This window comes from Candidatus Saccharibacteria bacterium (genome assembly GCA_016789455.1).
Taxonomy (GTDB): domain Bacteria; phylum Patescibacteriota; class Saccharimonadia; order Saccharimonadales; family Saccharimonadaceae; genus CAIJKY01.
Genome location: JAEUQU010000001.1, coordinates 1 through 21,483, shown reverse-complemented (window position 1 = coordinate 21,483; position 21,483 = coordinate 1). Strand labels below are relative to the sequence as shown.

The window sequence follows — 21,483 nt, the reverse complement described above, 5'->3', positions numbered from 1 at the left end:
CCATCTACGAACACTGTAACGAAAGGAAATGAAATGAGGATTAAATCATCACACAAACCGACTAGAGTTGCCATTATCGGCTGTCAGCACGGCAATGAGCACATCGGCCGGCGGGTATTTAAGTATTATGAACATCGATTGGCTGACTATCCCGGCCTGACGATCATATTAGCGAACGAAGAGGCGATCGCAGCGGGAAAGCGCTGTATCGATGCCGATATGAACCGAAGTTTTCCGGGCAATCCAAGCGGCAACCATGAGGAGCGGTTGGCGGCGGAGCTGCTGCCCATCGTGCGCGAGGCGGAGTATGTGCTGGATCTGCACACGACGTCGTGTGAGGTGGGGATGGTGCCGATTGTGGCGAATGTGGAGGCGGGGGTGAGGCGGGTGATTAATCTGACTGGGCGGCGGGACATCGTGTTGATGAAGCCGGGGATTGCGGGGGCTTCGTTGATTGGTAATGTGGGGGTTGGGGTTTCACTTGAATTTAATGAACAGTACGCGGCAAGTCCAGATGCAATCGATGAAGTAGAGGTAATCATCGGCGGCCTGCTAAATCAGCAGCAAAACAAGGAGGCTGAGCGGTACATCTATGCCGTTGACGCCACCATACCGCTCAAGACAGTACTGGGTGCCAACGACGACAACTTTACGTATAGCCGGAAGTTACAAGCCTACCCCTTCCTGCTCCACGAGCGCGAGTATACGCAGCACCAGGGATTCCTAGCAAAGACCCGACAGCGGAAATTCATCTGACCAAGGCCGGAGCGTTGTCTGCTATACTATAGGCAACAATGAGAAAAACAAACATCATCGTGCAGGGACTGGTGGTGGCCGCCCTGCAGGCACTGTTGATTTCGGCGCCTGTCGTGCAGGCGTGCTCTACGCACAATCCCGCCTGGTACGTCACCAAGCTGGTAATTGAGGACAACCCGCTTGCAGATAAGATGCTTGTCAAGCCATGGGGAGACATGCTCTATTTCGGCACCTACGACAACAAGCAGGATGTTTATGTGGCGATACGGCAATACCGGGCAGATCGTACCGTGGATGGCGACAAAGTACTGCCGCCCACCGCCGAAATGGTGCCGACGAATCTGGGGAAGGAAGCGCCGCAGCTCAGCCGGGATCATGTATTCGATCTGTATGAAGTCGGCAGGTTCAAGAGTGACCGTAGTTCAGACGCTATGGCGGATAGCAGCAGCGTCTTTGCTCAGTTCAATGACCATGGCAGAATGATTCACGACTTAGTGCACACCCCTATCAAGCTTGCCAGCCTGAAGCAAGAGTCCGGACCGGGCCGTCCCACATACTTGCCCACGAAAACCGAACAGTTCACCATATCGGCGTACTTTGAAGGGAAGCGGTATGACATCAAGGGGGCGATGCATATGGTTCCCAACCCTAAATATGTCGTCCTGACCAAGGAGGAGCAGCGGGCTGCCTGTACTAAGATAATCGTCGATAATGAGAATGTGACGCTGCAGAATGCTGTACCTTGGTATGTCGCGACGGTGATCGCGCTGTTGCTTGTCTCGTTCCTGCGTACGTCTGCTAATAAAGCATCCGACACTACTGAAGGTGGGAAGCGATGAGTGAGTTCGAGGTTGCGCCGGCGGTGCCGAGCTTATTCATAGCGATGGTGGCGTGCATCGGGTTATTGGTGATTGCCGTAGCAGCATATCGGCTGCGCACCGGCACGGGGAGTGTCGCAAACCGGCTGCATCATTGGTCAGTGCATCTCTTTCACTTGTTGTTTGCCGCCTGTGTATGGCTGCTTGTGATGAATGGGCGGGAGTTCGGCACTATTGACGGGGCTTTGCGTGCTCCACTGCAATTTATGCTGATACTGGTCTTCAGTCTGGCAAATCAGATTGCGACGGTCGTGCTGATACTACTGATTGGCATGGCGGTGCTGAAATTCAGGAGGGGCCGGACGGGCTCGCAGGCGATGCGGACAGTAGCGCCCCCGGCGCCGATCAATACACAGTTCGTGGCGCGTGTGCTCGCTGTCGCGATGCTGTGTGTGGGCGTGGTGTATGCGTGGTACAATACGCCCTTCTTCTTTACGGTGAAGCAATGCGCCAACACAACAGCCGCCGTAGGTGTCACCGCATGCAGTCCACTCGAATCGTTTCTTAATACTTGGACGCCATTGCTGTTGCCAGTGTTAATTCTGCTCGCGGCCGCATCTGGTTTCTTGCTGCTGCTCGCAGGGCTGCAGCGACTGCTACGGCGGTTCGCGTCGCTGCGGTCTGTGTTCTCGCGTCATTCTGGCCCTCGTTGGCTCTATGCCTTTGCGCTGGCGGGTGGATCGCTGATGCTTGTTGGTCAGTACGTTCTGATGTCTGTTGGGTGTGCTGCTGTCCGCGATAGTGCGATGGCGTGCGGCTATTCAGTCTTTCCTTCATTGTTGAACACAATTGCCTTGGTACTGTTTGCGCTGCTGGCCGCCGCCGCGATACTTTGGGCGTTGGGTGCCGCCATTGCGTCCCGTTCGCAGAATGCCAGTAAAAACCGGGCCGCCAGGTACGCAGTCACGGCTGTGCGGACGGTTGCGACAAAAGACATCCTGCCGCGCGCCACGCTCAAGAAACTCCTGCCACCCCCAAGCTTCTATCGTACGCGCCTATTCCGCTGGGGCGTGGCCTTGCTGCTGCTTGCCTTGGTTGCGGCGGTCGCCATGGTGGTGTACGTGGCTTCATCCAATGGCAGGCAGGACAAGGAACTGACCTCTTTGGAGGTTGCCTTCTTGCAAGTCCAAAGCAAATGGCAACGGGTGCCAGGCGTCAACCAAGTGCTGCGCGGCAACGGCTGTCCAAAAGATGCGACCCGGCCCGATGACGGCACTGTGCCGTGCTTTAACCACCTGGCGGTAAGAAACATTTCAGTGCGCGATGAGCGAGAGATGGTAACTACCGTGAATAACCTCCATAGCGGCCTGATGACCGTTCCGGAGTTGCAGGATGTGCCGGGCGTAAGCTCGATGTACATAGACTATACGGCGCTGCAGACTAAAGCGAAACAAACGCCTTATAAACTGACTACCCAGAAGAAAGACTTTGATTTCAAACTGCGTGATAACAAGGAGGCAGCTTGCAAGGGCGAATATTCGTTGTCAACGGCGCACTCTCCCCCATCTGCTTTTCAGGCTAATCCAACCGATATCACCAACCTCCATCTGACCCTACGTTGTGACCTGCAAATACGCTCACGCTTGCCATTCTTCTGGGAACAGTGGTAATTTCAGGGCGAAGGAACCGTATGTCCGAGAAGAAAACAACACATCCACTGACTGCCGGGATAATTACCGTGCCATGGAGCATCCGTATCGCCCTGCTTATCGCCCTGGCTGGCGGTCTGTTCTTCATCTCTCCGTACCTGGGTGCCGTAATGTTCTCGGCGCTGATTGCCTATATTTATAACCCGGTGTACAAAAGCCTGCTGCGCCTGACCAAGCGGGCAGGCATTGCCATCACCGGTACGCTGCTCACCATTGTGCTGTCGGTAATGTTGCCGATTGCCATCGTGGCATCGGTGACCATCCACGAGGCGACCGCTTTGGTCTCGAATGTCAGCAGCAGCAACGTCAAGTTCGGCTCGGCGGATATCCAGCGTGCTTTCGATGATACGCTCGAGCGCACCAACGACGCGCTGCGCGGACTGCCAGGCGGCGAGTCGTTGCAGATAGACCGGGCGCAGGTCAACAATACGTTTAAGAACATCGCGCTTGGGGCGTTAAGTTTTCTGACGGGCAGTCTGCAGCGGGCGGGTTCGGCGGCCGTCGATTTGATCAGTACGACCATCCTCGCGGTTTTTCTGATCATCGGTATGTTGCGCCATCAGGACAGGCTGATCGCAACCATCAAGAACCTCAGTCCTTACGATGACAAGCTCAATAATCTCTACCTGACCCGCGCCGGCCACATGACCACCGCCATGGTGAAGGGGCAGTTCGTGGTGGCGCTGGCGCAGGGGTTTGCCAGCGCGCTCAGCCTATGGATCGTCGGCATCGATTATTTCTGGTTCTTCTTCGTACTGCTGACCTTCCTAAGCTTCATCCCGCTTGGCGCCGGCATCGTGACGATTCCGCTGGCCATCGTGCTGTTGCTGACGGGGCAGATCTGGCAGGGTATATTCCTGCTCATCTTCCATTTCCTGGTGGTCTCGTTCATCGACAATCTGCTGCGGCCGCGGTTGGTGCCGAAGGATGCGGCGCTGAATGATGCCCTCTTGCTGCTTGGCGTATTCTCTGGATTGGCGCTGTTTGGGGCGGCGGGAGTTATCTACGGGCCGGTGGTGATGATTCTGATTGTGACGACGGTGTATATTTATAGTGTATATAACCGTAAAGTGGAAAAAATATCTCTACCGTCAAACGACATAAAGTAGTCACATGTCTACAAAAGTTTATAGCTTAGTCGTCGTCATCACCCTGGTATGTGCGGCAACTGCTATCAGTTTGTTGTTTTCGAGAGAAAATGCACCTCATCGCACCGATACGATTAATCAGGAGCGGCCGATCAACTCCAACTCGGCAACGACAAATATAGAAGATGTGAAATCTAACGGTGTCGTTGTGACCGAAAGCCCGCCTGAAGGCTGGACTACTCACCAGAGCTCCGCATTACCTTTAGAAGTTGCACTGCCATCTGACTGGGTCGCCAACGACTCTGTTACAAAAATAGATGCAGCAGACGAGGCGAATAAAATGGTTACGATTTCAAAAGCAGAGAGAGACCCCAACCCTCCATGTACTGTAGTGAATGCTAAGGTGTCAATAAAAGAAATGGAAGTATCGTACGAAGAGACCGACTATGACGATAATGGCAAAATTGATGCACGGTCGCATCGAGTAATTGCAGATATTAAACAAAAAGAATCCTTTACCTATAACGGGAACAGGGCGGTTAAATACACGGTCACTTTTCGTAATGAAAGGCAAAGCGAAAGCACTACTATGCTGAAGTATTTAATAGAAGGCGATGGTTTTACGACTCAGTTATCATGTTATTTGTCAGAACAAGTCAGTGAAAAGTTTGTCGAAGATATTGTCAAATATTCAAGACTTATTCCAAGCTAAAACACAAAGGTGTCATTACCACTACAAAACGAATAGTGTTAGAATATTGACTTTCTGGCCAGCGCATTCCATCATGAAGATACGTTCATTGAAGTCTTAAGTTGGAGAGAGAAAGCGAGGGCCTGATGGGTCATGTTGTCGTCGTAAAAAATAAAAGGGTAGGGCAGCTTCATATCGCTGGGATGGCGGCCGTGGTGGCTGCGATTGTGTGGCTCATGGTAGCGGCTATGTCGGCGCGTGCCGTCTCAACCGCCTTGTACGTCAGTCCGACCGGGCTTGATACTAACAGTGGTACCAGTGCCGCCGAACCGTTCAAGACTGTCCAAAGGGCGCTTGATGTCGCCACGCCAGGCACCACTATCAATCTGGCTGAGGGCAACTATACCGAACTGCTCATCACCAAGACCGCTGGCACGGCCGCCGAGCCAATCACCATCCAGGGTCCAGAGACCGGCAAGGATATTACCGGCCGTTTCAAGGCGGTAGTCACCAGCCCGGGTGCGCACGCCATCGACATCAACCACAGCTACTACACGCTGAAGGGCTTTACGGTTGAGGGTCAAAAGAACATTGCCCACACGGAATACCCGGCAACACCAGCCGAGGCCCGCAGCTTCAAGGATGAGGTGCAGGGCCGGGCGGTGAACAGTAAGGCCGTCTACATCGGCGCCTCATCCGACTCACGCGACATCACCGGTGTGCGCATCGACGATATGTACATCCACGGCTCGGGCGGCGAATGTGTGCGCCTGCGCAATAACGCGTTCAACAACACCATCAGCAACTCCACCATCGAGTGGTGCGGCATGTACGGCGGCGGCAACGATGTTGACCAGTACAAGTACCACAATGCCGAAGGCGTCTATGTGGGCACCAGCCGCAAATCCACCTCCCAGCCGATGTACGAGAACGACTCAAGCAGCGGCAACGTCATCAGCAACACCACCATCAGGACGTTCGGTTCTGAGTGTTTCAACGTCAAAGAAAACGCCCACAGCAACGTCATGACAGGCAGCGTCTGCATGTACAACGACGAGCCAAGCGCCAGCTTTGCCGGCAGCAACATCGAGTTCCGTGGCCACAACAACCGCGTTGAGAACACCATTATCGAAGGCAGCCGGGGTTACAACGTCAAGCTCCGCTCCGACACGGCCGACGATGACCTGGGAGGCAACTCCGTCAAGAACAGCAGCTTCAAGGATTGGACTGGCTCGGCCATCAATAGCACCCAGAATAGCGCCACCATGGGTGAGTTCTGCGGCAATACCTTCAGTGGTACTGCTCCCATTCTGACTGGCAATAGCGTCGGTGATCCGACGGCCGCTTGTACAGTGGCTCCGCCTGCCGACATCCAGGCGCCAGTGGTGTCTATCACCGCGCCTGCCGCTGGGGCCAGTGTCAGCGGTACGGTCACCATCAAGGCGACGGCGAGCGATAACGTCGGCGTCAGCAAGGTGGAATTCCTGGTGAACAATACGTTGATTGGTACAGCCACGGCCGCTCCGTACGAGCAGGCCTGGACCGTGCCTGCTACCGCCGGCACCTATACCATCACCGCGCGGGCGTATGATGCTGCGGGCAACTCTGGTACCGCACAAATATCAGTGACGCGCCAGCCAAGCGCCGCCGTCATCTCCTTTGAGGCGGAATCCGGCACGATGACCTCACCGATGGCCATCTACAACGATACCAATGCCCAGGGCGGTAAATACATCACTCAGGCCGGCGGCACCGGCAGCGGGCGTGCTACCTATCGCATTACCGTACCGGTCAGCGGCAGCTACACGCTGAAAGGCCGCGTCATTGCGCAGACTACTTCGAACAACTCCTTCTACTATGCCTTTGACACCGCTTCCAAGAAGGACTGGCAGCTGCCCGCACCCACCACCAGCTGGACCTGGGCGAATGGCCCGACGGTTACATTGACGGCTGGCCAGCACACCCTGACCATCTACCGTAACGAAAACAACGCGCGGCTGGACGCGCTGACGCTGACGCAGAACGTGACTACTTCTGCTACCACTACAACCACGGCTACTAAGAGATAATCTGACCGTTGGTGCTAGTGCTTATGCTGCCGGCAGGCTATACTGTCGGCAGGTATACGCACGATGCACAGATCTTCCCGCAGTCACTTGCGCCTCACTATTCCGCTTATCATGATCATGGCCTTGATTCTGGGCTATCTTGGTTGGGATATGATCGCCGACCTTAACCGCACCGCCAGCCCGTATGGCCCCGGCATGCCCGGTCCGGCCGCCAGCGGGCCGCCGAGTCCGCAGCAGATGCTTGAGGCAGTCTGCTTCGCTTATTTCAACTGCTAGTGGGTAGATGACCTCGATATGCCACTTCTGTCCGAGCGTTGTTGCATTAATAAAGTAAATATTTTATAATTTACAACCGTCCCATTTCCGACCAAGGGAGCACACCATGAGCGACGAAATTCTCGCCGCCCTCTCCGGCCTCATCAAGCGTGGCCGGTTCCGCCAGGCCTACGCCGTCGGCACGTCGAACGCCGATGTCGCCTCCGTGCGTGACGACGCCAACTTCCACTTCCAGGTGGCGTTGGCGAGCGGCTTCGTCAGGGCTGGCGACACCGAGGCGTGGTGGGCGCGGGCGCGCAAGTGCCCCAACTGCACCCAGGCCATGGAGAGCGACATGCTGCGCGACAGCGCCCGCATGGCGGTACTCCTGGGCCAGCTGGACGAGGCGCAGCAGCTGCTGGCCACGTCCGCCTCGCTGGCGGAGGGTGACCGCAACCGCCAGGCCGCCGTCAAGATGGTCTGGGGGCTCATCTCGGCTGCCCGTCATGAATGGGGTACTGCCAACCAGTTCCACCGCGACGCCGAGGCCATCTGGCGGCAGCTGGGTGACGACGCCGATGAACAGTGGATGCGCGACAACCGCTTCCACTGGTTCGCCGTCATGGTCATGCTCGGCCAGAAGCGACACATCCGGCTGGGGATGATCCTGGAGGACGAGCCGCGGCGCGACCGCCGCATTCGGCTGCTGATCTGGCACTACGGGCTCCGGCCCGCCGTGCTGCTGGACCAGTACGCCATGCGCTGGTGGTTCCGACACTGACGGGACGGTCGCTTCGCCGTGATGAAGCCGTAATGGGCCCCGCGCAAGAGGGCCCTTTTCATATACGAAAATAGTTTATTCCATCCAAGGCGCCAGCACTTCATCCGCATCCGCCCCGGCCTGTACAAGGTAGTTATACGCCATGGCAAACGCCTCCTCAAAGGGCAGGGCGGCGATTTCCTCTATGGTCTCGTCGTCAAAACCGTAGTCGGGGCCTAGCTCCCGCTGTAGCATATCGGCGATCTCGCGGCTGAAGTCTGGCGGCTGGGGTTCGGACTCGGGCGAACGGGATGTGATGTTTTCAGGCATAAGAACTTTCTTCTATTTATAACGGTACGGATACATTATAATGCAGGTATCATGTGGGCACGTTCACGACAATCCGGCTTTACCATCGTGGAACTGCTGATCGTCATCGTCATCATCGGTATCCTTGCCGTTTTGGCAATCGGCGCTTTCTCACGGGCGCAGGAGCAGGCGCGGGCGGCGACGGCCCAGTCCGACCTCAAAGCATCTGCCAAGCAGTTGGAGCAGGCCAAGGCTGATGCAGGCACGTATCCTGCAACGTCGAGCGGTTTGCCGGCCAGTCCTAACACCACTTACCAATATGCCTACGATGCCGTCGCCGACACCTATTGCCTGACGGGCAACAACGGCTCGTCTACGTTTCGAATCAGCAGCGACAACCGCAATCCTGCCAGCGGCGTCTGTCCTGGCCATGGAGTTGGTGGCGCCACGCCCATCACCAACCTGATGCCCAATCCCAAGATGGCGACCAACACCACCGGCTGGAGTCCCAGAATGTCAACCGGCGGCACCGGTACGGGTACCCAACTGACGGGCCAGACGACGTTCACGCCTTCTGTCACGACCGCCTACCGCGTCACATTGACGGCAGTGCCAGCCTCTTGGTGGCGGATGACGACGCAGGGCATACCGGTGACGGTGGGGCAATCGTATACGCTCAGCTCGTGGATCAGGCCGAGCGCCACGCTTTCTACGGGAGTCATTCTGATTTGGAAGAATTCCAGCAACAGCATCATTACTGAGAACGGTGCAGCATCCTCGCACGTGGCAAATACCTGGGAGCGACGCTCGGTGACTGCCACGGCGCCAGCTGCTGCGGTGACTTTGCAGGTGGACATCGGCGCCCCCGGTAGTGCTGCAATCGGCACGTCGCTGGATGCCACGGGCGTTATGGTGGAGCAGGGTTCAACCCTGACTAATTATGCCGATGGTGACACGGCGGGCTGGATCTGGAACGGCACTGCCAACGCCTCCAGCTCGACTGGTTCGCCGCAATGATGTCTGACGGCCTCGATGCCTTCAGTGTCGTCACAATAGTCATGTTTGTCATCTTCCTGCTCGCCATGGAAATTCTCCGGCGCTGGCTGTGGAGCCGTGTATTCCGCCAGCTTGGCGAGCGCGCCTGGAAGGCCTGGGTGCCGGTCGTCGACCTGTGTACGGTCTTTAAGCTGGGCTATATGTCGCCGTACCTCGGTGTGGCGACGTACGCGGCGATAGCAGCACTGCTTCTGGCTGGGATACTGGGGTATGACGGCCTGGGTCTGGTGATGGCGTTGTTCTTTGTGGTATTGGGCCTGGCGATCTGTTCGCTGATCGCAATCTTCAGGATCGGCAAGCGCGCGGGGCTGCCGTGGGCTATCTTTTTGGTGTATTTCTTTGCCGGTGAAATCATCTGGCTGCTGGCGCTGGTGGTGGCGCGCTACTATGCTCTGAAAGAGCAAGCCGGCCAGCAACAGTAGCGGCACTGCCTTCTGTTTGGCAAAAAGAAAATCTGGCGTATAATTTAAGGCACACACTCACGCCGGCCATGGCGTGGCAATACAAACAAATATGACACAGCAACATTCACAAAGCGGTTCTGGCGCGGTTGAGATTATCGTCACGGTAGTGATGCTGGGCGTGCTTGGCTTTATAGGCTGGCGGGTGTTTGACAGTACCAGCAGTCCGAGGGCGTCCAAGCAGGACACAGCGGTACAGGGCGAGCAGCTCGGCCCGCCCGACGTGGTGCCCGAGCAAGAGATTCGATTGAAGATGAGTGTCCATGAAGGCAGCCCCTATTACCGGTTCCGCTATCCGGCTGCATGGGGCGAGGTGGCGATAGCAGGCCCTGATACATACAATTTCACCAATAAGTCCGAGGCTACGGTGACCATCCGGGCCGGCCGTGCCCCGGCAGAGGGTGAGCTGACCTACGCTCAGCTGCGCGAGCGGGCATCGGCACCCAACAAAGGTGTAAATGTCATCGGTACGTATGTATCGGTGGCGACCATCGACCCTACGGTCGAGACGCAGACTATCGACTATACCGGCATCCAGATCCATGGCAGTGACGAGATAACCGTGCAGGTACGCAAGCCACTGGATGAAGCCCGGGAGTGCCTGGAGAATGTAACCGCCGACCAGAAGATCGGCACGGGTACGCGTGCTACCGTCAACTGCTTCACGCCGCAGGAGCAGAAGGAACTGGAAGATGTACTGGCTAGCTGGGGGCGGAAATGAGACGGCGGGCCGGCGCTGTAATCTTATAGCAGAATATTGAGCAGCAGCGTCAAAAAGATGCTGGCAACGATACTGATAATAATGCTCGGCCAAAGATAAAACTTTACTTTTACTTTGCCGTCGGAAAATTTACTCATGGGGCCTCCGTGCGTATTAGGTAACCGTACCAATAGTACGGGGAGCCGTGCATCGGGGCTATGAGATTGCTTATACTGCTATTCTATGTAACCGCCGGTCACCCACGAGAATTCACTTTGCCAATCACGGCTGCTGCAGGCCCAGCCGGGACTTTTGGGGTGTTTGGCGTTGCCGTATTGCTCGGTGTGCTCAATGGCGACGACGAAGTAGCTCTGGCCGCCGTTGCAGTTGTAGCTGCCGCCGGCGTAACGGTAGTAGCGGTAGGTGTACTGACTGTTATTGGTGGGGTCGACGGGCACTTCGTTGAAGAGTCTGGCGGTCACTAAACTTTCGATGAAGCTGCCAGCGGGGTCGGTACTGACCTCCCAGCCATCAATGCCAGGGTTGGCGGTGACGGCAGGGAAGGCACCGGTACTGGCACCGTACGAGCGCACGGCCTTGACGATGGCGGTAAGGTCGGTCATGCGCTTGGCATCGCGGGCCTGCTTCTGGCTATTGCTGAAGCTGTTGAGGACGATGGCGGCCAGAATGCCAATGACCACGATGACGATCAGCAGTTCGACGATGGTGAAGCCACTAGCGCGTGGTACTGGCCGGCGCACGTCTATCGGACCGTATAGGTGGTGGTTACGTTTTCTTCGCCGAGGCCGTTGGCGCAGACCGGTGCGATCTCGCGGTTGATACCGTGCCCCGTAACGTGGCTGCAGCGCGGAATGCCAAAATTATCAAACTCGTTGGTGGGGGAGATGAGCTGCCAGTCGCCGTCATAGGTGGCGAACATGCGGGCGGTGGGCTGGTCACAACCGTAGCCCAGCAGTACTTGGCGATCGTCGTCAGTGTGGGCGATAACCTGGTAGTGTGCGGTCTCGCAGCCTAAGGCGATGTCCTTGTGGGCGGCGTCTTCCAGGGTGGCGCGCAGCGTTTGGACGACGGCGTCGTCGCGTTTGACGGCGCGTCCGCCAGTGAAGTTGAATTCCAGGCTGCCCAGCGAGATATTGATACGGTCATGATAGGGTGGCGGCTGGGCCGGCGTGTTGAGTGAGCGTTGCAGCGCAATACCCTGGGCGATGCAGATGACCGACAACACGCCGATGGCTGCAAAGAGGAGGGTCTGCAGCAGGGGGAGGGGATGCTTTGGTGGCTTGGCTTTCGATTTCATGGTGCTTATGCTCTTTAATGTAAGTATACAACGTTTATGGGCGGTGCGGCGGAGAATTTTTTGGGCTACAATAAGAACTATATGGACACTGAAAAGGTTACTCACGACTCAGTATCAACCCCTGCCGTTTCCCGCTCGCTGCTGGCGCCCAGGCAGAAATTCGGCGTACGGACAGTGCTGGAGATACTGGCACTGCTGGTAGCGCTCGGCGTTGCCGGCTGGTTCCTCTATCCCATGGTCTTTCCGCCGCCGCCCATCCAGCGCGAGGTGCAGCTGGGCCCGGCGGCCGAGTAATACAGCGCCGCTTACTTTGAGTGTTGTCAATTTCATTTGCGCGTATGGCTTATTGTGCTTGGTTTGATGCTATGATTGAGGCATAACGGGTGGCACAAGGAGAACACGTTTCATATGTCCCTGAAAATTGAACGCAAAAAGTTTGATCGCCGTCTGCTGGCCGGGCTGATTCTGCCTGTGCTTGCTTTGGTGCCGGCCATTGCCCTGACGGGTGGCCACGCCGAGACCGCCCAGACCGAACGCAAGCCTGCACCCGCTACCCGCACCGGCATGAAAATACCCAGGCTGGTGACGCCGCCGCAGACTATCACCGACCCCACCCAGCCGTTGCCGCCACCGCAGCAGCAGCGTCCTTTCATCTTTGGCATGGGTGCCGAGCTTGATCCGGCCATCGACGAACGCCTGGTGGCCGAGGCGCCGGTGAAAATGCTTTCCAGCTGGTACAACGGCCCCAACGACCTGAACTTCATGCGCGGCTGGAAAAACGGCACCGTGGCGGATGCGTATGCCCGCGGTTACAAACTCCACCTGATCGTCTATAACAACGGTACCGAACAGAACCTCAGCACCAAGTACGGCGCCGCCTGCGGCCGGGCGTATCCGCTGTCTGTCGGCTTCCTTAATGACATGAAAGAGCTGGCCACTATCTTCAATGGCAGCGGCGAGCTGTATGTCAGCATGTTCACCGAGCTGCAGACCTACCCGTGCCAGGATAACAACTGGGTGGGCAGCGAAAACTATTACCGCGCCTTGCAGGACCAATACCGCTCTGCCATGGCCATCTTCCGCCAATACGCCCCCAACTCCAAGATGAGCCTGAGCTTTGGCGGCTGGGTCGCCAACTGGGATGATCCGGCCAAGTTCGGCGGCAAATCACTGCTGCTAAAGTTTGCTGATGTCATGAACGAGAGCGATTTCCAAAGTTTCCAGGCCATGGCCACCCAGGGTGACAACAAAGAGCTGATTTTGCGCACCACCGAGGCGCTCAAGCCGTACGGCCCGGTCATGATCTCGCACTACAAGCCGGATAACGCCAGTCAGACATCCTGGAACACCGATATCGATGCCATCTTTACCGATGACAACATTACCACTCTGCAGAATCACGGCGTCTTCGCCTTCAGCTTCATGGATGCGGATCTGATCCGCGATGAGGCGGCGTACCAGAAGGTGAAAGCGGCTGTCACCAAGTACGCGCGCTAATTGGCGGCAGGCAGAAAACAGCACATACTGCGGCGCCAGTGAAATAGTTCACAGCAGTCTCTCAGCCTGATGATTATAGTAGAAGGTAATGAGCGACCTTATCACCGGCATCATCGATACGCTTGGCTATGCTGGCATTGCTTTGCTGATGTTTTTAGAAATGGTCATCCCGGTTATTCCATCAGAGGTGATTATGCCGTTTGCCGGCTTCACGGCTGCCCGGGGTGGCATGTCGCTGACGGGGGTGATCGTGGCGGGCACGACCGGGTCGCTGCTGGGTGCCACGGCCTTGTACGGTATTGGCCGGCTGCTGCCGGACGCAGCGATATACCGCTTCATCCGGCGCTATGGCAGCTGGGCGGGATTGACGATTGAGTCGGTCCACAAGGGCGAGAAAGTCTTTGACAAGCACAACCGGGCAGCGGTGTTCTTTGGCCGGCTGCTGCCAGGCATCCGCTCGGTGGTATCCTTGCCGGCTGGCATCCGCGAGATGAACCTGGGTATCTTTATGGCGTTCACGCTGTTTGGCGTGGCTATCTGGACGACGCTGCTGGGCGTATTGGGGTATGTGCTTGGCGACAAGTATGAGCAGGTGGCGCACTTTATCGGTGCCTTTTCCAATGTCATCGTGGGGCTGATCGTCATCGGCATCATCGTGTATTTCGTACGGCTGTGGCGCAGGCGGCGGGCGCGGCGTAGACATTAGGCTGCGCAGCCCGCCTGGCGCTTGGAAAAGGTGTATAATTAAGACAACAGAAGCGGCAGAGTATTCAGACCAACCAGAAGGAGGAAGATATGAAATCAAAATGGCTTATCCCAGGTATTATCGGCGGCGTGTTGCTGCTGATTGCCCTTTCCGTCATCGGGGGCTATAACAGCCTGGTGGCACAGCGCACCGGCGTGGAACAGTCGCTGGCAAACGTAGAGACGCAGTACCAGCGCCGCGCCGACCTTATTCCCAACCTGGTCAATACCGTCAAGGGCGCAGCCAACTTTGAGCAGGACACCCTGACGCAGGTGACCGAGGCCCGTGCCGATGCCACGCGCATCAACATCGACCCCAGCAAGGCGACCCCCGAGCAGCTGCAGCAGTACCAACAGGCCCAGGGCGAGCTGAGCCAGGCGCTTGGCCGGCTGCTGGCAGTGACCGAAGCCTATCCGGAGCTGCGCGCCACCGAAGCCTTCCGCGACTTGCAGGTGCAGCTGGAGGGGACCGAGAACCGCATCACCGTCGCCCGCAAAGACTTTAACGACACCGCCAGCGCCTACAACGCCCGCGTCCAGCAATTTCCCACCAACATCACCGCCGGACTCTTTGGCTTCCGCACCTTCCCGTTCTTCCAGGCCGATGCCGGTGCCGAGGACGCTCCGACCGTAAACTTTGGCGAGTAGGGAGGCTGTGGTGCGGCCTTTGCTTTTGGGACGTAAGGGCGCGGTTGTGCCAGCCTTTGTGATAGCCGTGCTGGCGTGGCTGGGCTTGCAGCTAGCCTTTGCGCCAGGCGCCGCCGCGCTCGCCGTGCCGCCCAAGCCCACCGACGTACCAATCGTCGACCAGACTGGCACTCTGACCCCAGAGCAAATCAAAAGCCTGGCCGCCACCATCGCTGGCGAGCGCCAGCATTCAGGCAACCAGATCGGTGTGCTGATGGTGCGCAGCCTGGAGGGCGAGGACGCCTTTGATTATTCGCTCAAGGTGGCGCGGCAGTGGGGCATCGGCTCCAAGCAGAGCAACAACGGCGTACTGTTCTTCATCGCCAAAGACGACCGGCGCATGCAGATCCAGGTGGGCTACGGCCTGGAGGGCGCCCTGACCGACGCCCGCGCCGGCCGCATCATCCGCGATCGCATCCGCCCGGAGTTCCGGGAGGGCCGCTACTACGAAGGCATCCAGTCCGGCCTGACCGGCATCACCACGGCCATCCATAACGAGGTTGACCCGAACCTCAAGTCTGACCCGGTCCAGGAGGAATCCGGCGGCGGCTTTCCGCTGGAACTGTTCTTTGTAGCATTGTTCTTTATCCCCTCGTGGCTGGGCTCCATACTGGCACGCAGCAAGAGCTGGTGGGCGGGTGGTGTCATCGGTGGCGTCAGCGGCGTGGTGCTGGGGTTGCTGTTCGGCTTCTTATTCACCGGCATACTAAGCATCATCGGCCTGACCATCCTGGGGCTGCTGTTTGATAAAGCCGTCTCCAGTAACTACCAACGGCGCGTCTCCCACGGCGATTCGCCCAGCTGGTGGGCGGGCGGCACCACTTTTGGCGGCGGCATGGGTGGCGGTGGCAGCGGCGGCGGAGGGTTTGGCGGGTTCGGTGGCGGCGGCTTTGGTGGCGGCGGCGCGGGCGGCGACTGGTAGTGACCGTTTGCCTAGGCTACAGGCTATGCGGCGCCTCATCCGCCGTCTTCAGCTTGATGGCGTCCAGCTTCTCCATGTTGGCGTTAGGATCGGCCCAGGCAGCCAAAAACTTATCAAACGAGACCATGCGGCTGGGGCGTGGCGGCAGGCCGGGGTCGTGGATGATCAACGTGTCCTCGGAGTATCCGATGACGACGACAGCATGCCCTAAATAGCCCGGTTTGTCATTCAGTTCATTAAGATTCACCAGGCATTTCATTATATAGCCGCGTTCCAGGTATAGTTTGATATCCTCAAAGCCGGGAGCACGGTGCTGCCACATGCCGGTGGCGACCATGCGGGCGGCGCGTTCCCGCTCCAGGTCCATATTGAAGTGCTCGGCTTCCCAATCCGCCGCTTCACGGCCGATGGCTTCGTACTGGTAATCGTTGCCCTCGGCCACAAAGCGGCGGTAATCGTATTTGGTGATGTGCTGCACGTCGTACCCGTTGTTATGAAACCAAAGCAGGCCCACGGAACTGCAGGAACCGTGGCCCGGCTCAAAACCGGTCAGCTGCGACCATTCCTCCAGATCAAACTGCCACTCCGGTTCAAAGAACTGCCGGATCATGCCGTAGGCGGCCTGCAGGCAGTGCAGGTCGTCCGGGGCGTTTGAAATAAAAGGCACAGGCCGCACCAAAGCATGGGGTGGCAAAAGTGTCGTCATGATATTTGTACGCGTTTTACAGTGTTAGTATTCGCTTATTTATGATGGTAGCACGGCTGCTATACTAAAGTAAAAGGAGAAACCCCTATGCATTCCCAAGAAACTACCGACCACGGCGGCCAACCGTTCGTCGCCGACATCGAGGCCCTGACCACCAACAACCAGACCTTCCGCACCGCCGTCTGGACCGGCGCATACCTGCAGATGACCCTGATGAGCATCGAGCCGGGCGGGGAAGTCGGATTGGAGGTTCACGACGATCACGACCAGTTCCTGCGCATCGAAAGCGGCAGCGCCACGGTGGTCATGGGTCCGGCCAAGGATGATCTGCCGCTACAGGCGGACGCCGGCGTCGACTTCGCCATCCTGGTGCCCGCCGGCACCTGGCACAATATCATCAACGAGGGCGACGAGCCGCTCAAGCTCTACTCCATCTACGCGCCGGGCGAGCATCCCTTCGGCACCGTGCATGCTACCGCGGCTGAGGCACAGGCGGCCGAAGGCCATGACCAATAACACCCACGCCCCCGTCACCGGCAGGCAACTGGGCCGCTGGCTGCTCTGTGTGCCATACGTGGCTATCTCGGCCTTTTATGTCTGGCAGGTCTGGGCTGTCTCGCCGGATCTGGCGCGGGTGGCCGCGTCCATCAGCCTGCTGACCCTTATGCTCGTCCTTTCGGTGGCGCTGCGCAAGCCGCTGCGCGGGTTTTTCAAGGTGGTGCTATGGATTGTCGGCGGCGTCTTTGCCGGCGCAACCGCCTGGGTGCTGCTGGGTTGGATCGACCAGCAGGTGGGCACCACCTGTCAAAGCCTGCTGGGCGGTACGGCGGGCTGTCTAGAGGCGAACCTTTTCATGGTGGCCATCTACCTGCACCTGGCAGCATGGCCGTTGGTGGTGCTGGCCGGGCTGGCGGCAGTGTGGCAGGCATGGCCGTTGGTGCGTCCGCTGCTCGTCAAGCGCTGAGCAATTGGATACTTGAACGCTTATGCTTGTGCTACACTTGAGGTACTATGCGTCACCGCTACAGCACTTTTCTTGGGTCAAAAAAGACCAGACGGCCGGCCGGCTTTACCATCGTCGAACTGCTGATCGGCATCGTCGTCATCGGCATCCTGGCGGTAGTAGCCATGTCGTCGTTTACCAACGCCCAAAAGAACTCCCGCAACGCCTCCCGCGTCACGGCTGCCAAAGAATACTACAAGATCACACTGGCCTATATGCAGGCCTACAGCCAATATCCCCGGCCGCATGGCGCCACCCAGACCAGCTGCCTGGGCTACAACTACGTTGACGGCGATGGCGACGGCTGGCCCAACTGCTTTGCCAGCAATAACCTCAAGAATATCGATTACATCCTGAACACCGAGCTGAAAAAGATTTCACCAACCCTGCCAGATTATCCCGCCGAGCCGGTCGTCGGCACCAACGGCATCACCTACACCGGAGTCGTCCACCGCGGCATGACCATCAACGGCGAGGCCGGACGCATCGCCCTGGTCTATTATCTGGAGGGTCTTAGCATGCCTTGTGGCCTTGGCAATCGCCTGACGGGCGGCTTGAACACTGTCGTCACCGCGGCCGCCGGTGCCACCGACAATGTGTCCGGCAATACGCAGTGCGTCATCGCCATCCCAAAACCGGAAGATCTTTAACAGCGCGCACCGCCGCGGCTGCCTTATAATAGGGGTAGGCGCACCATGTTCCACCACCACCGCGCCGCACCGTAACCATAAGGTGGAGACAAGGAGGACCCGTGTTCAGGCACACCAAAGCCTTCAGCAGTTTCTCGGTCGATGACATAGACAAAGCCAAGGAGTTTTACGGCCACACCCTCGGCATCAACTACTTTGCCGGCTACGGCCAGCTGCACCTGCACTTTCCGGGCGGCAACAACGTTTTTCTCTACACCAAGCCGGACCACCAACCGGCCAGCCACACCGTACTGAACTTCCCGGTCGACGACATCGAAAAGATCTGCGACGAGCTCAAAGAAAAAGGCGTCGATATGCTCAGCTACCCCGAGCTGGAAGCCAACTGCGACGAACGCAAGATCTACAGCGGCAGCGGGCCGCGGATTGCTTGGTTTAATGATCCGGCGGGGAATATACTCTCGATCATTGAGCAGAGCTAGGCATTACCTGATGTTGACCATTACTTTTTAATCCTAGCTAATTCGAAGTTGTCTAAACAGCATGTCAATTGTGTTTTCGGGCAGCTCGTCTCTTACGCCGCAAATTAACGAGTACGTCTTGTCCTGGTTTTCTACTACATACAATATGCGATAGCGTTTCTCTTGACTGGTCGATACGCGATTTGCAAACACATATCGCACGGCCTGGTGATTGTCGTAAGTAAAGTAGTCTTTCTCAACAACGTCGGTCCATAATCGCGTTGGCGAATCTGTGATTTTGCCATCATCGTCCGTATCTTGGCCATCTGTAACTCGAATAACTTCTTCTAAGGAGCTAGCTTGAATAGAAAGGCGACATGGCCTATCTCGAAGCTCAGAATCTGCGCCCAAATAAGCTGTGTAGAGAGAAGGCGACTCGATAGTGTGCGAGGAGCCTTGACTGGGTGGGCCTCCATTGACGTGCCAGTTGGAAGGATGGGCAAGAACGACTTTATTATGCACAGACTCCATCTCATTCCAGCCCAAAGGCTTTGTAGCGGGTGTCACGATCTGAAGCTCATCAACTACTTCATCGTGCATATCGGATATGCCGTTCAATTTTTGACTCGGGTTTGTCGAGCTTTGCATTTCTACGCTAGGTGCTGATGTGTCTATGGAATTATTATGCAGATAGAAATAAGCCCCGGCCAACGCTACGATAGGAATTGTCAGGAAAAGAGTAATTTTGACAGGTGGATGTGCTTTTTGAGTCACGCTATAATCCTATTGTATACCACCTACCCATTTGTTATGCATAGGGCCGCTTGATTGTATGCGCCTCCATAACCCTGACTAATTAATAGTCAGCTGTGTAAAGAGTTGATCTGCGAGCTCTGCAGTAACCACGTCATCAAGCTTGCAGCCAAACGTATATGTCTTCTCTCCTCCATCCACAAAATAAGTGATGCCATACTGCTTGATGGTCCGAGTGGAAAGGCGACTGGAAGAGTAATAGCGGACAGCCTTGCTGCTGTTATACGTAAAGTGATCGCGTTCGATAATATCTGTCCAGATGCGGCCGGGCGGGTCAGTTAATTTGCCGTCGTCGCCGGTATCTAGCCCTTCTTTCGTCTCAATAGAGGGAAGATAGGTAAGACTTTGCACGGCAAAGCTGCACGGCCGCTCGCGATTGTCGTCGGATGTGCCGAATGTCGCGCTATATGTATAGAGTGATTTTCCTGGGTCTCGCACTGAGGAACTTGTTGGGCCACCCTCGGCTTTCCAGTCTGATGGTATATTGGTTGCGAGCACGGAGTCTGTATAGGGTGTCCACTCCTCTGGTGCCGGTGAGGTTTTTACTTCGTCAAGCCTGTCGTTGTCAGTGATGCTTGTAGGGTTCTTTTTCCCAGGTACTTTTTTCTCTCCGTTGTTCGCGACGGGCGACGGCGGTGTTGTTGGTGATGTTGATGCTTCGCCACGGTTTTGATTGAAGGATATGAAGTACAGACCCAGGCATGCTGCAAAAAGAATGGCTATAGCAAAGAGGACTTTAAATTTATTTTTTATTAACATAACATAACCTTACTATAAATCTAGGCTCATTTCTAATAACATTCAAGACGACAGTTGGTGATGGGGTAGTGGTGATTCTTGTCTTTCGAAAAATCTTTGATTCCATTCAACACGCCCTCCCAGTCATCATTGTCTCCATTGTTGCCGTTTCCAAATGAGAAGCTCGTAATAGGTAAAGGATATTCAATCCGTATTCCATTAGCGTAGAGCATCTCATCCATTACTGCGTAGTGCATGATGCTAATATAGTCTTCAACAGGGGCGTCCTCGGATTTTTTATCGATTTTACTGAAAATGCACTTATTGTATTGGCCATCATAATCTACATTGCCACTACTACTAATGGTCCCGTCGCTAAGACAAAGCGTATGCCCAAGTTCATGCATAATAACTCTTGAATACCTTCTGTCGAAACTTCCTTGATCTACTGAGTTTGCCGTGATTGCAGAAAAAGCTATTAAGGCTTCATCGTCTCCGGGCGCAGCTTGGCCGTAAATTAATGTATAATCTGAAGAAGTAGGTGCATTGATGATTTTTGCGGATAGGACATACCTCCATATTTTACTTCTGTTGTCGAAATCGAATTGTGGATTCTCGTATAGAGCAGAAGAGATTGAGGACGACCCTCGCTTGTAGTCGATTAGATCTGGGACGTCCAAATCGTTAGAAGCATCAACTACTAGCTCGGAGAACGGCGCTAAATTGCCACCACCATAATTACCAATTTGTACGGTAGGGTCAACTTCATCGTCATCATCTCCTGTGTAGTCTCCTATATCAAAATGTGCTTCAATGCCCTGAGCCTCAAAAGCTTGCCCTATTTTCGACAACTGATTTGGGGTTGGCTGCGTTAAGATATCATTATCTTGATCGTACATTGAGTCAATTTCTACATACAAATCCTTTTTGAGAGGGTCTGGATATGCACAATGGGCAGGGGTGACGGCGGTGTTGCAGTAAGCCTGTAGTCGGTTTGAAAAAGATTCCGACTCCTGAAGGTCGCTTATGCCGTCTCCGTCGTGATCTTTAGAACGATCGCTTGTTCCCTGTATACTTTCATCGCTAATTTGCAACCCATCACCATCATGGTCATTGCTGTAAACCACTTCCGAGCGAGGATACTCACTCCCAAGCCCACTATCACTCACCTTCGACACTGCCGCAGACGACGTTCCAAAACAAGTGTATCCATAGTTTGAGTAACAAGTCAGGAAAAAGACCACTCCGTCCTCAATATCAATGGCATCACTCGCC

At 56.1% G+C, this 21,483-nt stretch carries 27 protein-coding genes; 20 read left to right on the top strand and 7 right to left on the bottom strand.

The genetic code is table 11. The annotated features are described in order from the left end of the window. Nucleotides 1-33: 33 nt before the first annotated feature. The 8 genes from JNJ66_00135 to JNJ66_00100 all read left to right on the top strand — a co-directional run bounded on the left by JNJ66_00135 (nucleotide 34) and on the right by JNJ66_00100 (nucleotide 8,167). Nucleotides 34-756, top strand: a complete 723-nt coding sequence (locus JNJ66_00135; protein MBL8158853.1) for a succinylglutamate desuccinylase/aspartoacylase family protein — start codon at nucleotides 34-36, stop codon at nucleotides 754-756. A 38-nt stretch (nucleotides 757-794) separates the two neighbouring features. Beyond that, on the top strand, nucleotides 795-1,595 hold the full coding sequence (locus JNJ66_00130; GenBank protein ID MBL8158852.1) for a hypothetical protein: 801 nt from the start codon (nucleotides 795-797) through the stop codon (nucleotides 1,593-1,595). Continuing rightward, nucleotides 1,592-3,244: a hypothetical protein gene (locus JNJ66_00125; GenBank protein ID MBL8158851.1), complete on the top strand. Its 1,653-nt coding sequence runs from the start codon at nucleotides 1,592-1,594 to the stop codon at nucleotides 3,242-3,244. Before JNJ66_00130 ends, JNJ66_00125 begins: the two co-directional genes overlap by 4 nt. Before the next feature lie 20 nt (nucleotides 3,245-3,264). Further along, the gene (locus JNJ66_00120; protein MBL8158850.1) at nucleotides 3,265-4,392 is read left to right on the top strand and encodes an AI-2E family transporter; all 1,128 of its coding nucleotides are present in this window, start codon (nucleotides 3,265-3,267) and stop codon (nucleotides 4,390-4,392) included. 4 nt (nucleotides 4,393-4,396) lie between these two features. Next, nucleotides 4,397-5,083: a hypothetical protein gene (locus JNJ66_00115; protein MBL8158849.1), complete on the top strand. Its 687-nt coding sequence runs from the start codon at nucleotides 4,397-4,399 to the stop codon at nucleotides 5,081-5,083. Between the two features lie 125 nt (nucleotides 5,084-5,208). Further along, complete coding sequence (locus tag JNJ66_00110) at nucleotides 5,209-7,131, top strand: DUF1565 domain-containing protein (GenBank protein MBL8158848.1); 1,923 nt, start codon at nucleotides 5,209-5,211, stop codon at nucleotides 7,129-7,131. Between the two features lie 63 nt (nucleotides 7,132-7,194). Further along, the gene (locus JNJ66_00105) at nucleotides 7,195-7,407 is read left to right on the top strand and encodes a hypothetical protein (protein ID MBL8158847.1); all 213 of its coding nucleotides are present in this window, start codon (nucleotides 7,195-7,197) and stop codon (nucleotides 7,405-7,407) included. A 106-nt stretch (nucleotides 7,408-7,513) separates the two neighbouring features. Then, the gene (locus tag JNJ66_00100) at nucleotides 7,514-8,167 is read left to right on the top strand and encodes a hypothetical protein (GenBank protein MBL8158846.1); all 654 of its coding nucleotides are present in this window, start codon (nucleotides 7,514-7,516) and stop codon (nucleotides 8,165-8,167) included. A gap of 75 nt (nucleotides 8,168-8,242) precedes the next feature. Here the strand turns inward: JNJ66_00100 and JNJ66_00095 are convergent, their stop codons facing one another. Continuing rightward, nucleotides 8,243-8,476: a hypothetical protein gene (locus tag JNJ66_00095; GenBank protein ID MBL8158845.1), complete on the bottom strand. Its 234-nt coding sequence runs from the start codon at nucleotides 8,474-8,476 to the stop codon at nucleotides 8,243-8,245. 51 nt (nucleotides 8,477-8,527) lie between these two features. Between JNJ66_00095 and JNJ66_00090 the strand changes: the two genes are divergently transcribed. From JNJ66_00090 to JNJ66_00080, 3 genes are all read left to right on the top strand, one after another. After that, nucleotides 8,528-9,472, top strand: a complete 945-nt coding sequence (locus JNJ66_00090; GenBank protein MBL8158844.1) for a prepilin-type N-terminal cleavage/methylation domain-containing protein — start codon at nucleotides 8,528-8,530, stop codon at nucleotides 9,470-9,472. Beyond that, a complete protein-coding gene (locus JNJ66_00085) occupies nucleotides 9,469-9,933 on the top strand; it encodes a hypothetical protein (protein MBL8158843.1) in 465 nt (154 codons plus the stop codon). The genes JNJ66_00090 and JNJ66_00085 overlap by 4 nt, the downstream gene beginning before the upstream one ends. A 91-nt stretch (nucleotides 9,934-10,024) precedes the next feature. Then, complete coding sequence (locus JNJ66_00080; protein ID MBL8158842.1) at nucleotides 10,025-10,693, top strand: hypothetical protein; 669 nt, start codon at nucleotides 10,025-10,027, stop codon at nucleotides 10,691-10,693. A 215-nt stretch (nucleotides 10,694-10,908) separates the two neighbouring features. Here JNJ66_00080 and JNJ66_00075 read toward each other — a convergent pair whose 3' ends face one another. Together JNJ66_00075 and JNJ66_00070 are read right to left on the bottom strand one after the other, a co-directional pair. Beyond that, entirely contained in the window at nucleotides 10,909-11,433 is a 525-nt protein-coding gene (locus JNJ66_00075; protein MBL8158841.1) for a prepilin-type N-terminal cleavage/methylation domain-containing protein, read from the bottom strand. Between the two features lie 2 nt (nucleotides 11,434-11,435). After that, complete coding sequence (locus JNJ66_00070) at nucleotides 11,436-11,990, bottom strand: hypothetical protein (GenBank protein ID MBL8158840.1); 555 nt, start codon at nucleotides 11,988-11,990, stop codon at nucleotides 11,436-11,438. Nucleotides 11,991-12,071: 81 nt separating this feature from the next. On the opposite strand from JNJ66_00070, the gene JNJ66_00065 reads away from it, so the two are divergent. The 5 genes from JNJ66_00065 to JNJ66_00045 all read left to right on the top strand — a co-directional run bounded on the left by JNJ66_00065 (nucleotide 12,072) and on the right by JNJ66_00045 (nucleotide 15,840). Beyond that, entirely contained in the window at nucleotides 12,072-12,284 is a 213-nt protein-coding gene (locus JNJ66_00065; protein ID MBL8158839.1) for a hypothetical protein, read from the top strand. Between the two features lie 114 nt (nucleotides 12,285-12,398). Further along, a complete protein-coding gene (locus tag JNJ66_00060; GenBank protein MBL8158838.1) occupies nucleotides 12,399-13,487 on the top strand; it encodes a hypothetical protein in 1,089 nt (362 codons plus the stop codon). A gap of 88 nt (nucleotides 13,488-13,575) precedes the next feature. Continuing rightward, a complete protein-coding gene (locus tag JNJ66_00055) occupies nucleotides 13,576-14,193 on the top strand; it encodes a DedA family protein (protein MBL8158837.1) in 618 nt (205 codons plus the stop codon). 89 nt (nucleotides 14,194-14,282) lie between these two features. Continuing rightward, complete coding sequence (locus tag JNJ66_00050) at nucleotides 14,283-14,879, top strand: LemA family protein (GenBank protein ID MBL8158836.1); 597 nt, start codon at nucleotides 14,283-14,285, stop codon at nucleotides 14,877-14,879. A gap of 19 nt (nucleotides 14,880-14,898) precedes the next feature. Next, a complete protein-coding gene (locus JNJ66_00045) occupies nucleotides 14,899-15,840 on the top strand; it encodes a TPM domain-containing protein (protein MBL8158835.1) in 942 nt (313 codons plus the stop codon). 16 nt (nucleotides 15,841-15,856) lie between these two features. Here JNJ66_00045 and JNJ66_00040 read toward each other — a convergent pair whose 3' ends face one another. After that, nucleotides 15,857-16,507: a peptidase C39 family protein gene (locus tag JNJ66_00040; protein MBL8158834.1), complete on the bottom strand. Its 651-nt coding sequence runs from the start codon at nucleotides 16,505-16,507 to the stop codon at nucleotides 15,857-15,859. Between the two features lie 126 nt (nucleotides 16,508-16,633). Between JNJ66_00040 and JNJ66_00035 the strand changes: the two genes are divergently transcribed. The 4 genes from JNJ66_00035 to JNJ66_00020 all read left to right on the top strand — a co-directional run bounded on the left by JNJ66_00035 (nucleotide 16,634) and on the right by JNJ66_00020 (nucleotide 18,678). Further along, nucleotides 16,634-17,062: a cupin domain-containing protein gene (locus tag JNJ66_00035; protein ID MBL8158833.1), complete on the top strand. Its 429-nt coding sequence runs from the start codon at nucleotides 16,634-16,636 to the stop codon at nucleotides 17,060-17,062. Next, nucleotides 17,052-17,510 (top strand): hypothetical protein, encoded by a 459-nt coding sequence (locus tag JNJ66_00030; protein MBL8158832.1) that lies wholly within the window; start codon nucleotides 17,052-17,054, stop codon nucleotides 17,508-17,510. The genes JNJ66_00035 and JNJ66_00030 overlap by 11 nt, the downstream gene beginning before the upstream one ends. Nucleotides 17,511-17,557: 47 nt before the next feature. Next, on the top strand, nucleotides 17,558-18,199 hold the full coding sequence (locus JNJ66_00025; protein ID MBL8158831.1) for a type II secretion system protein: 642 nt from the start codon (nucleotides 17,558-17,560) through the stop codon (nucleotides 18,197-18,199). 101 nt (nucleotides 18,200-18,300) lie between these two features. Continuing rightward, nucleotides 18,301-18,678: a VOC family protein gene (locus tag JNJ66_00020; GenBank protein MBL8158830.1), complete on the top strand. Its 378-nt coding sequence runs from the start codon at nucleotides 18,301-18,303 to the stop codon at nucleotides 18,676-18,678. Nucleotides 18,679-18,711: 33 nt separating this feature from the next. Here JNJ66_00020 and JNJ66_00015 read toward each other — a convergent pair whose 3' ends face one another. From JNJ66_00015 to JNJ66_00005, 3 genes are all read right to left on the bottom strand, one after another. Continuing rightward, entirely contained in the window at nucleotides 18,712-19,431 is a 720-nt protein-coding gene (locus JNJ66_00015) for a hypothetical protein (protein ID MBL8158829.1), read from the bottom strand. Between the two features lie 78 nt (nucleotides 19,432-19,509). After that, nucleotides 19,510-20,229, bottom strand: coding sequence for a hypothetical protein (locus JNJ66_00010; GenBank protein MBL8158828.1), 720 nt, complete (start codon nucleotides 20,227-20,229; stop codon nucleotides 19,510-19,512). 32 nt (nucleotides 20,230-20,261) lie between these two features. Continuing rightward, nucleotides 20,262-21,483, bottom strand: a 1,222-nt coding sequence (locus tag JNJ66_00005; GenBank protein ID MBL8158827.1) for a hypothetical protein, incomplete at its 5' end; no start/stop codon positions are given.

Bases quoted from the DNA above. Each gene is read 5' to 3' on its own strand.
- JNJ66_00135 (MBL8158853.1), top strand. From the start codon at position 34: ATGAGGATTAAATCATCACACAAACCGACTAGAGTTGCCATTATCGGC.
- JNJ66_00130 (MBL8158852.1), top strand. From the start codon at position 795: ATGAGAAAAACAAACATCATCGTGCAGGGACTGGTGGTGGCCGCCCTG.
- JNJ66_00125 (MBL8158851.1), top strand. From the start codon at position 1,592: ATGAGTGAGTTCGAGGTTGCGCCGGCGGTGCCGAGCTTATTCATAGCG.
- JNJ66_00120 (MBL8158850.1), top strand. From the start codon at position 3,265: ATGTCCGAGAAGAAAACAACACATCCACTGACTGCCGGGATAATTACC.
- JNJ66_00115 (MBL8158849.1), top strand. From the start codon at position 4,397: ATGTCTACAAAAGTTTATAGCTTAGTCGTCGTCATCACCCTGGTATGT.
- JNJ66_00110 (MBL8158848.1), top strand. From the start codon at position 5,209: ATGGGTCATGTTGTCGTCGTAAAAAATAAAAGGGTAGGGCAGCTTCAT.
- JNJ66_00105 (MBL8158847.1), top strand. From the start codon at position 7,195: ATGCACAGATCTTCCCGCAGTCACTTGCGCCTCACTATTCCGCTTATC.
- JNJ66_00100 (MBL8158846.1), top strand. From the start codon at position 7,514: ATGAGCGACGAAATTCTCGCCGCCCTCTCCGGCCTCATCAAGCGTGGC.
- JNJ66_00095 (MBL8158845.1), bottom strand. From the start codon at position 8,476: ATGCCTGAAAACATCACATCCCGTTCGCCCGAGTCCGAACCCCAGCCG.
- JNJ66_00090 (MBL8158844.1), top strand. From the start codon at position 8,528: ATGTGGGCACGTTCACGACAATCCGGCTTTACCATCGTGGAACTGCTG.
- JNJ66_00085 (MBL8158843.1), top strand. From the start codon at position 9,469: ATGATGTCTGACGGCCTCGATGCCTTCAGTGTCGTCACAATAGTCATG.
- JNJ66_00080 (MBL8158842.1), top strand. From the start codon at position 10,025: ATGACACAGCAACATTCACAAAGCGGTTCTGGCGCGGTTGAGATTATC.
- JNJ66_00070 (MBL8158840.1), bottom strand. From the start codon at position 11,990: ATGAAATCGAAAGCCAAGCCACCAAAGCATCCCCTCCCCCTGCTGCAG.
- JNJ66_00065 (MBL8158839.1), top strand. From the start codon at position 12,072: ATGGACACTGAAAAGGTTACTCACGACTCAGTATCAACCCCTGCCGTT.
- JNJ66_00060 (MBL8158838.1), top strand. From the start codon at position 12,399: ATGTCCCTGAAAATTGAACGCAAAAAGTTTGATCGCCGTCTGCTGGCC.
- JNJ66_00055 (MBL8158837.1), top strand. From the start codon at position 13,576: ATGAGCGACCTTATCACCGGCATCATCGATACGCTTGGCTATGCTGGC.
- JNJ66_00050 (MBL8158836.1), top strand. From the start codon at position 14,283: ATGAAATCAAAATGGCTTATCCCAGGTATTATCGGCGGCGTGTTGCTG.
- JNJ66_00035 (MBL8158833.1), top strand. From the start codon at position 16,634: ATGCATTCCCAAGAAACTACCGACCACGGCGGCCAACCGTTCGTCGCC.
- JNJ66_00030 (MBL8158832.1), top strand. From the start codon at position 17,052: ATGACCAATAACACCCACGCCCCCGTCACCGGCAGGCAACTGGGCCGC.
- JNJ66_00025 (MBL8158831.1), top strand. From the start codon at position 17,558: ATGCGTCACCGCTACAGCACTTTTCTTGGGTCAAAAAAGACCAGACGG.
- JNJ66_00010 (MBL8158828.1), bottom strand. From the start codon at position 20,229: ATGTTAATAAAAAATAAATTTAAAGTCCTCTTTGCTATAGCCATTCTT.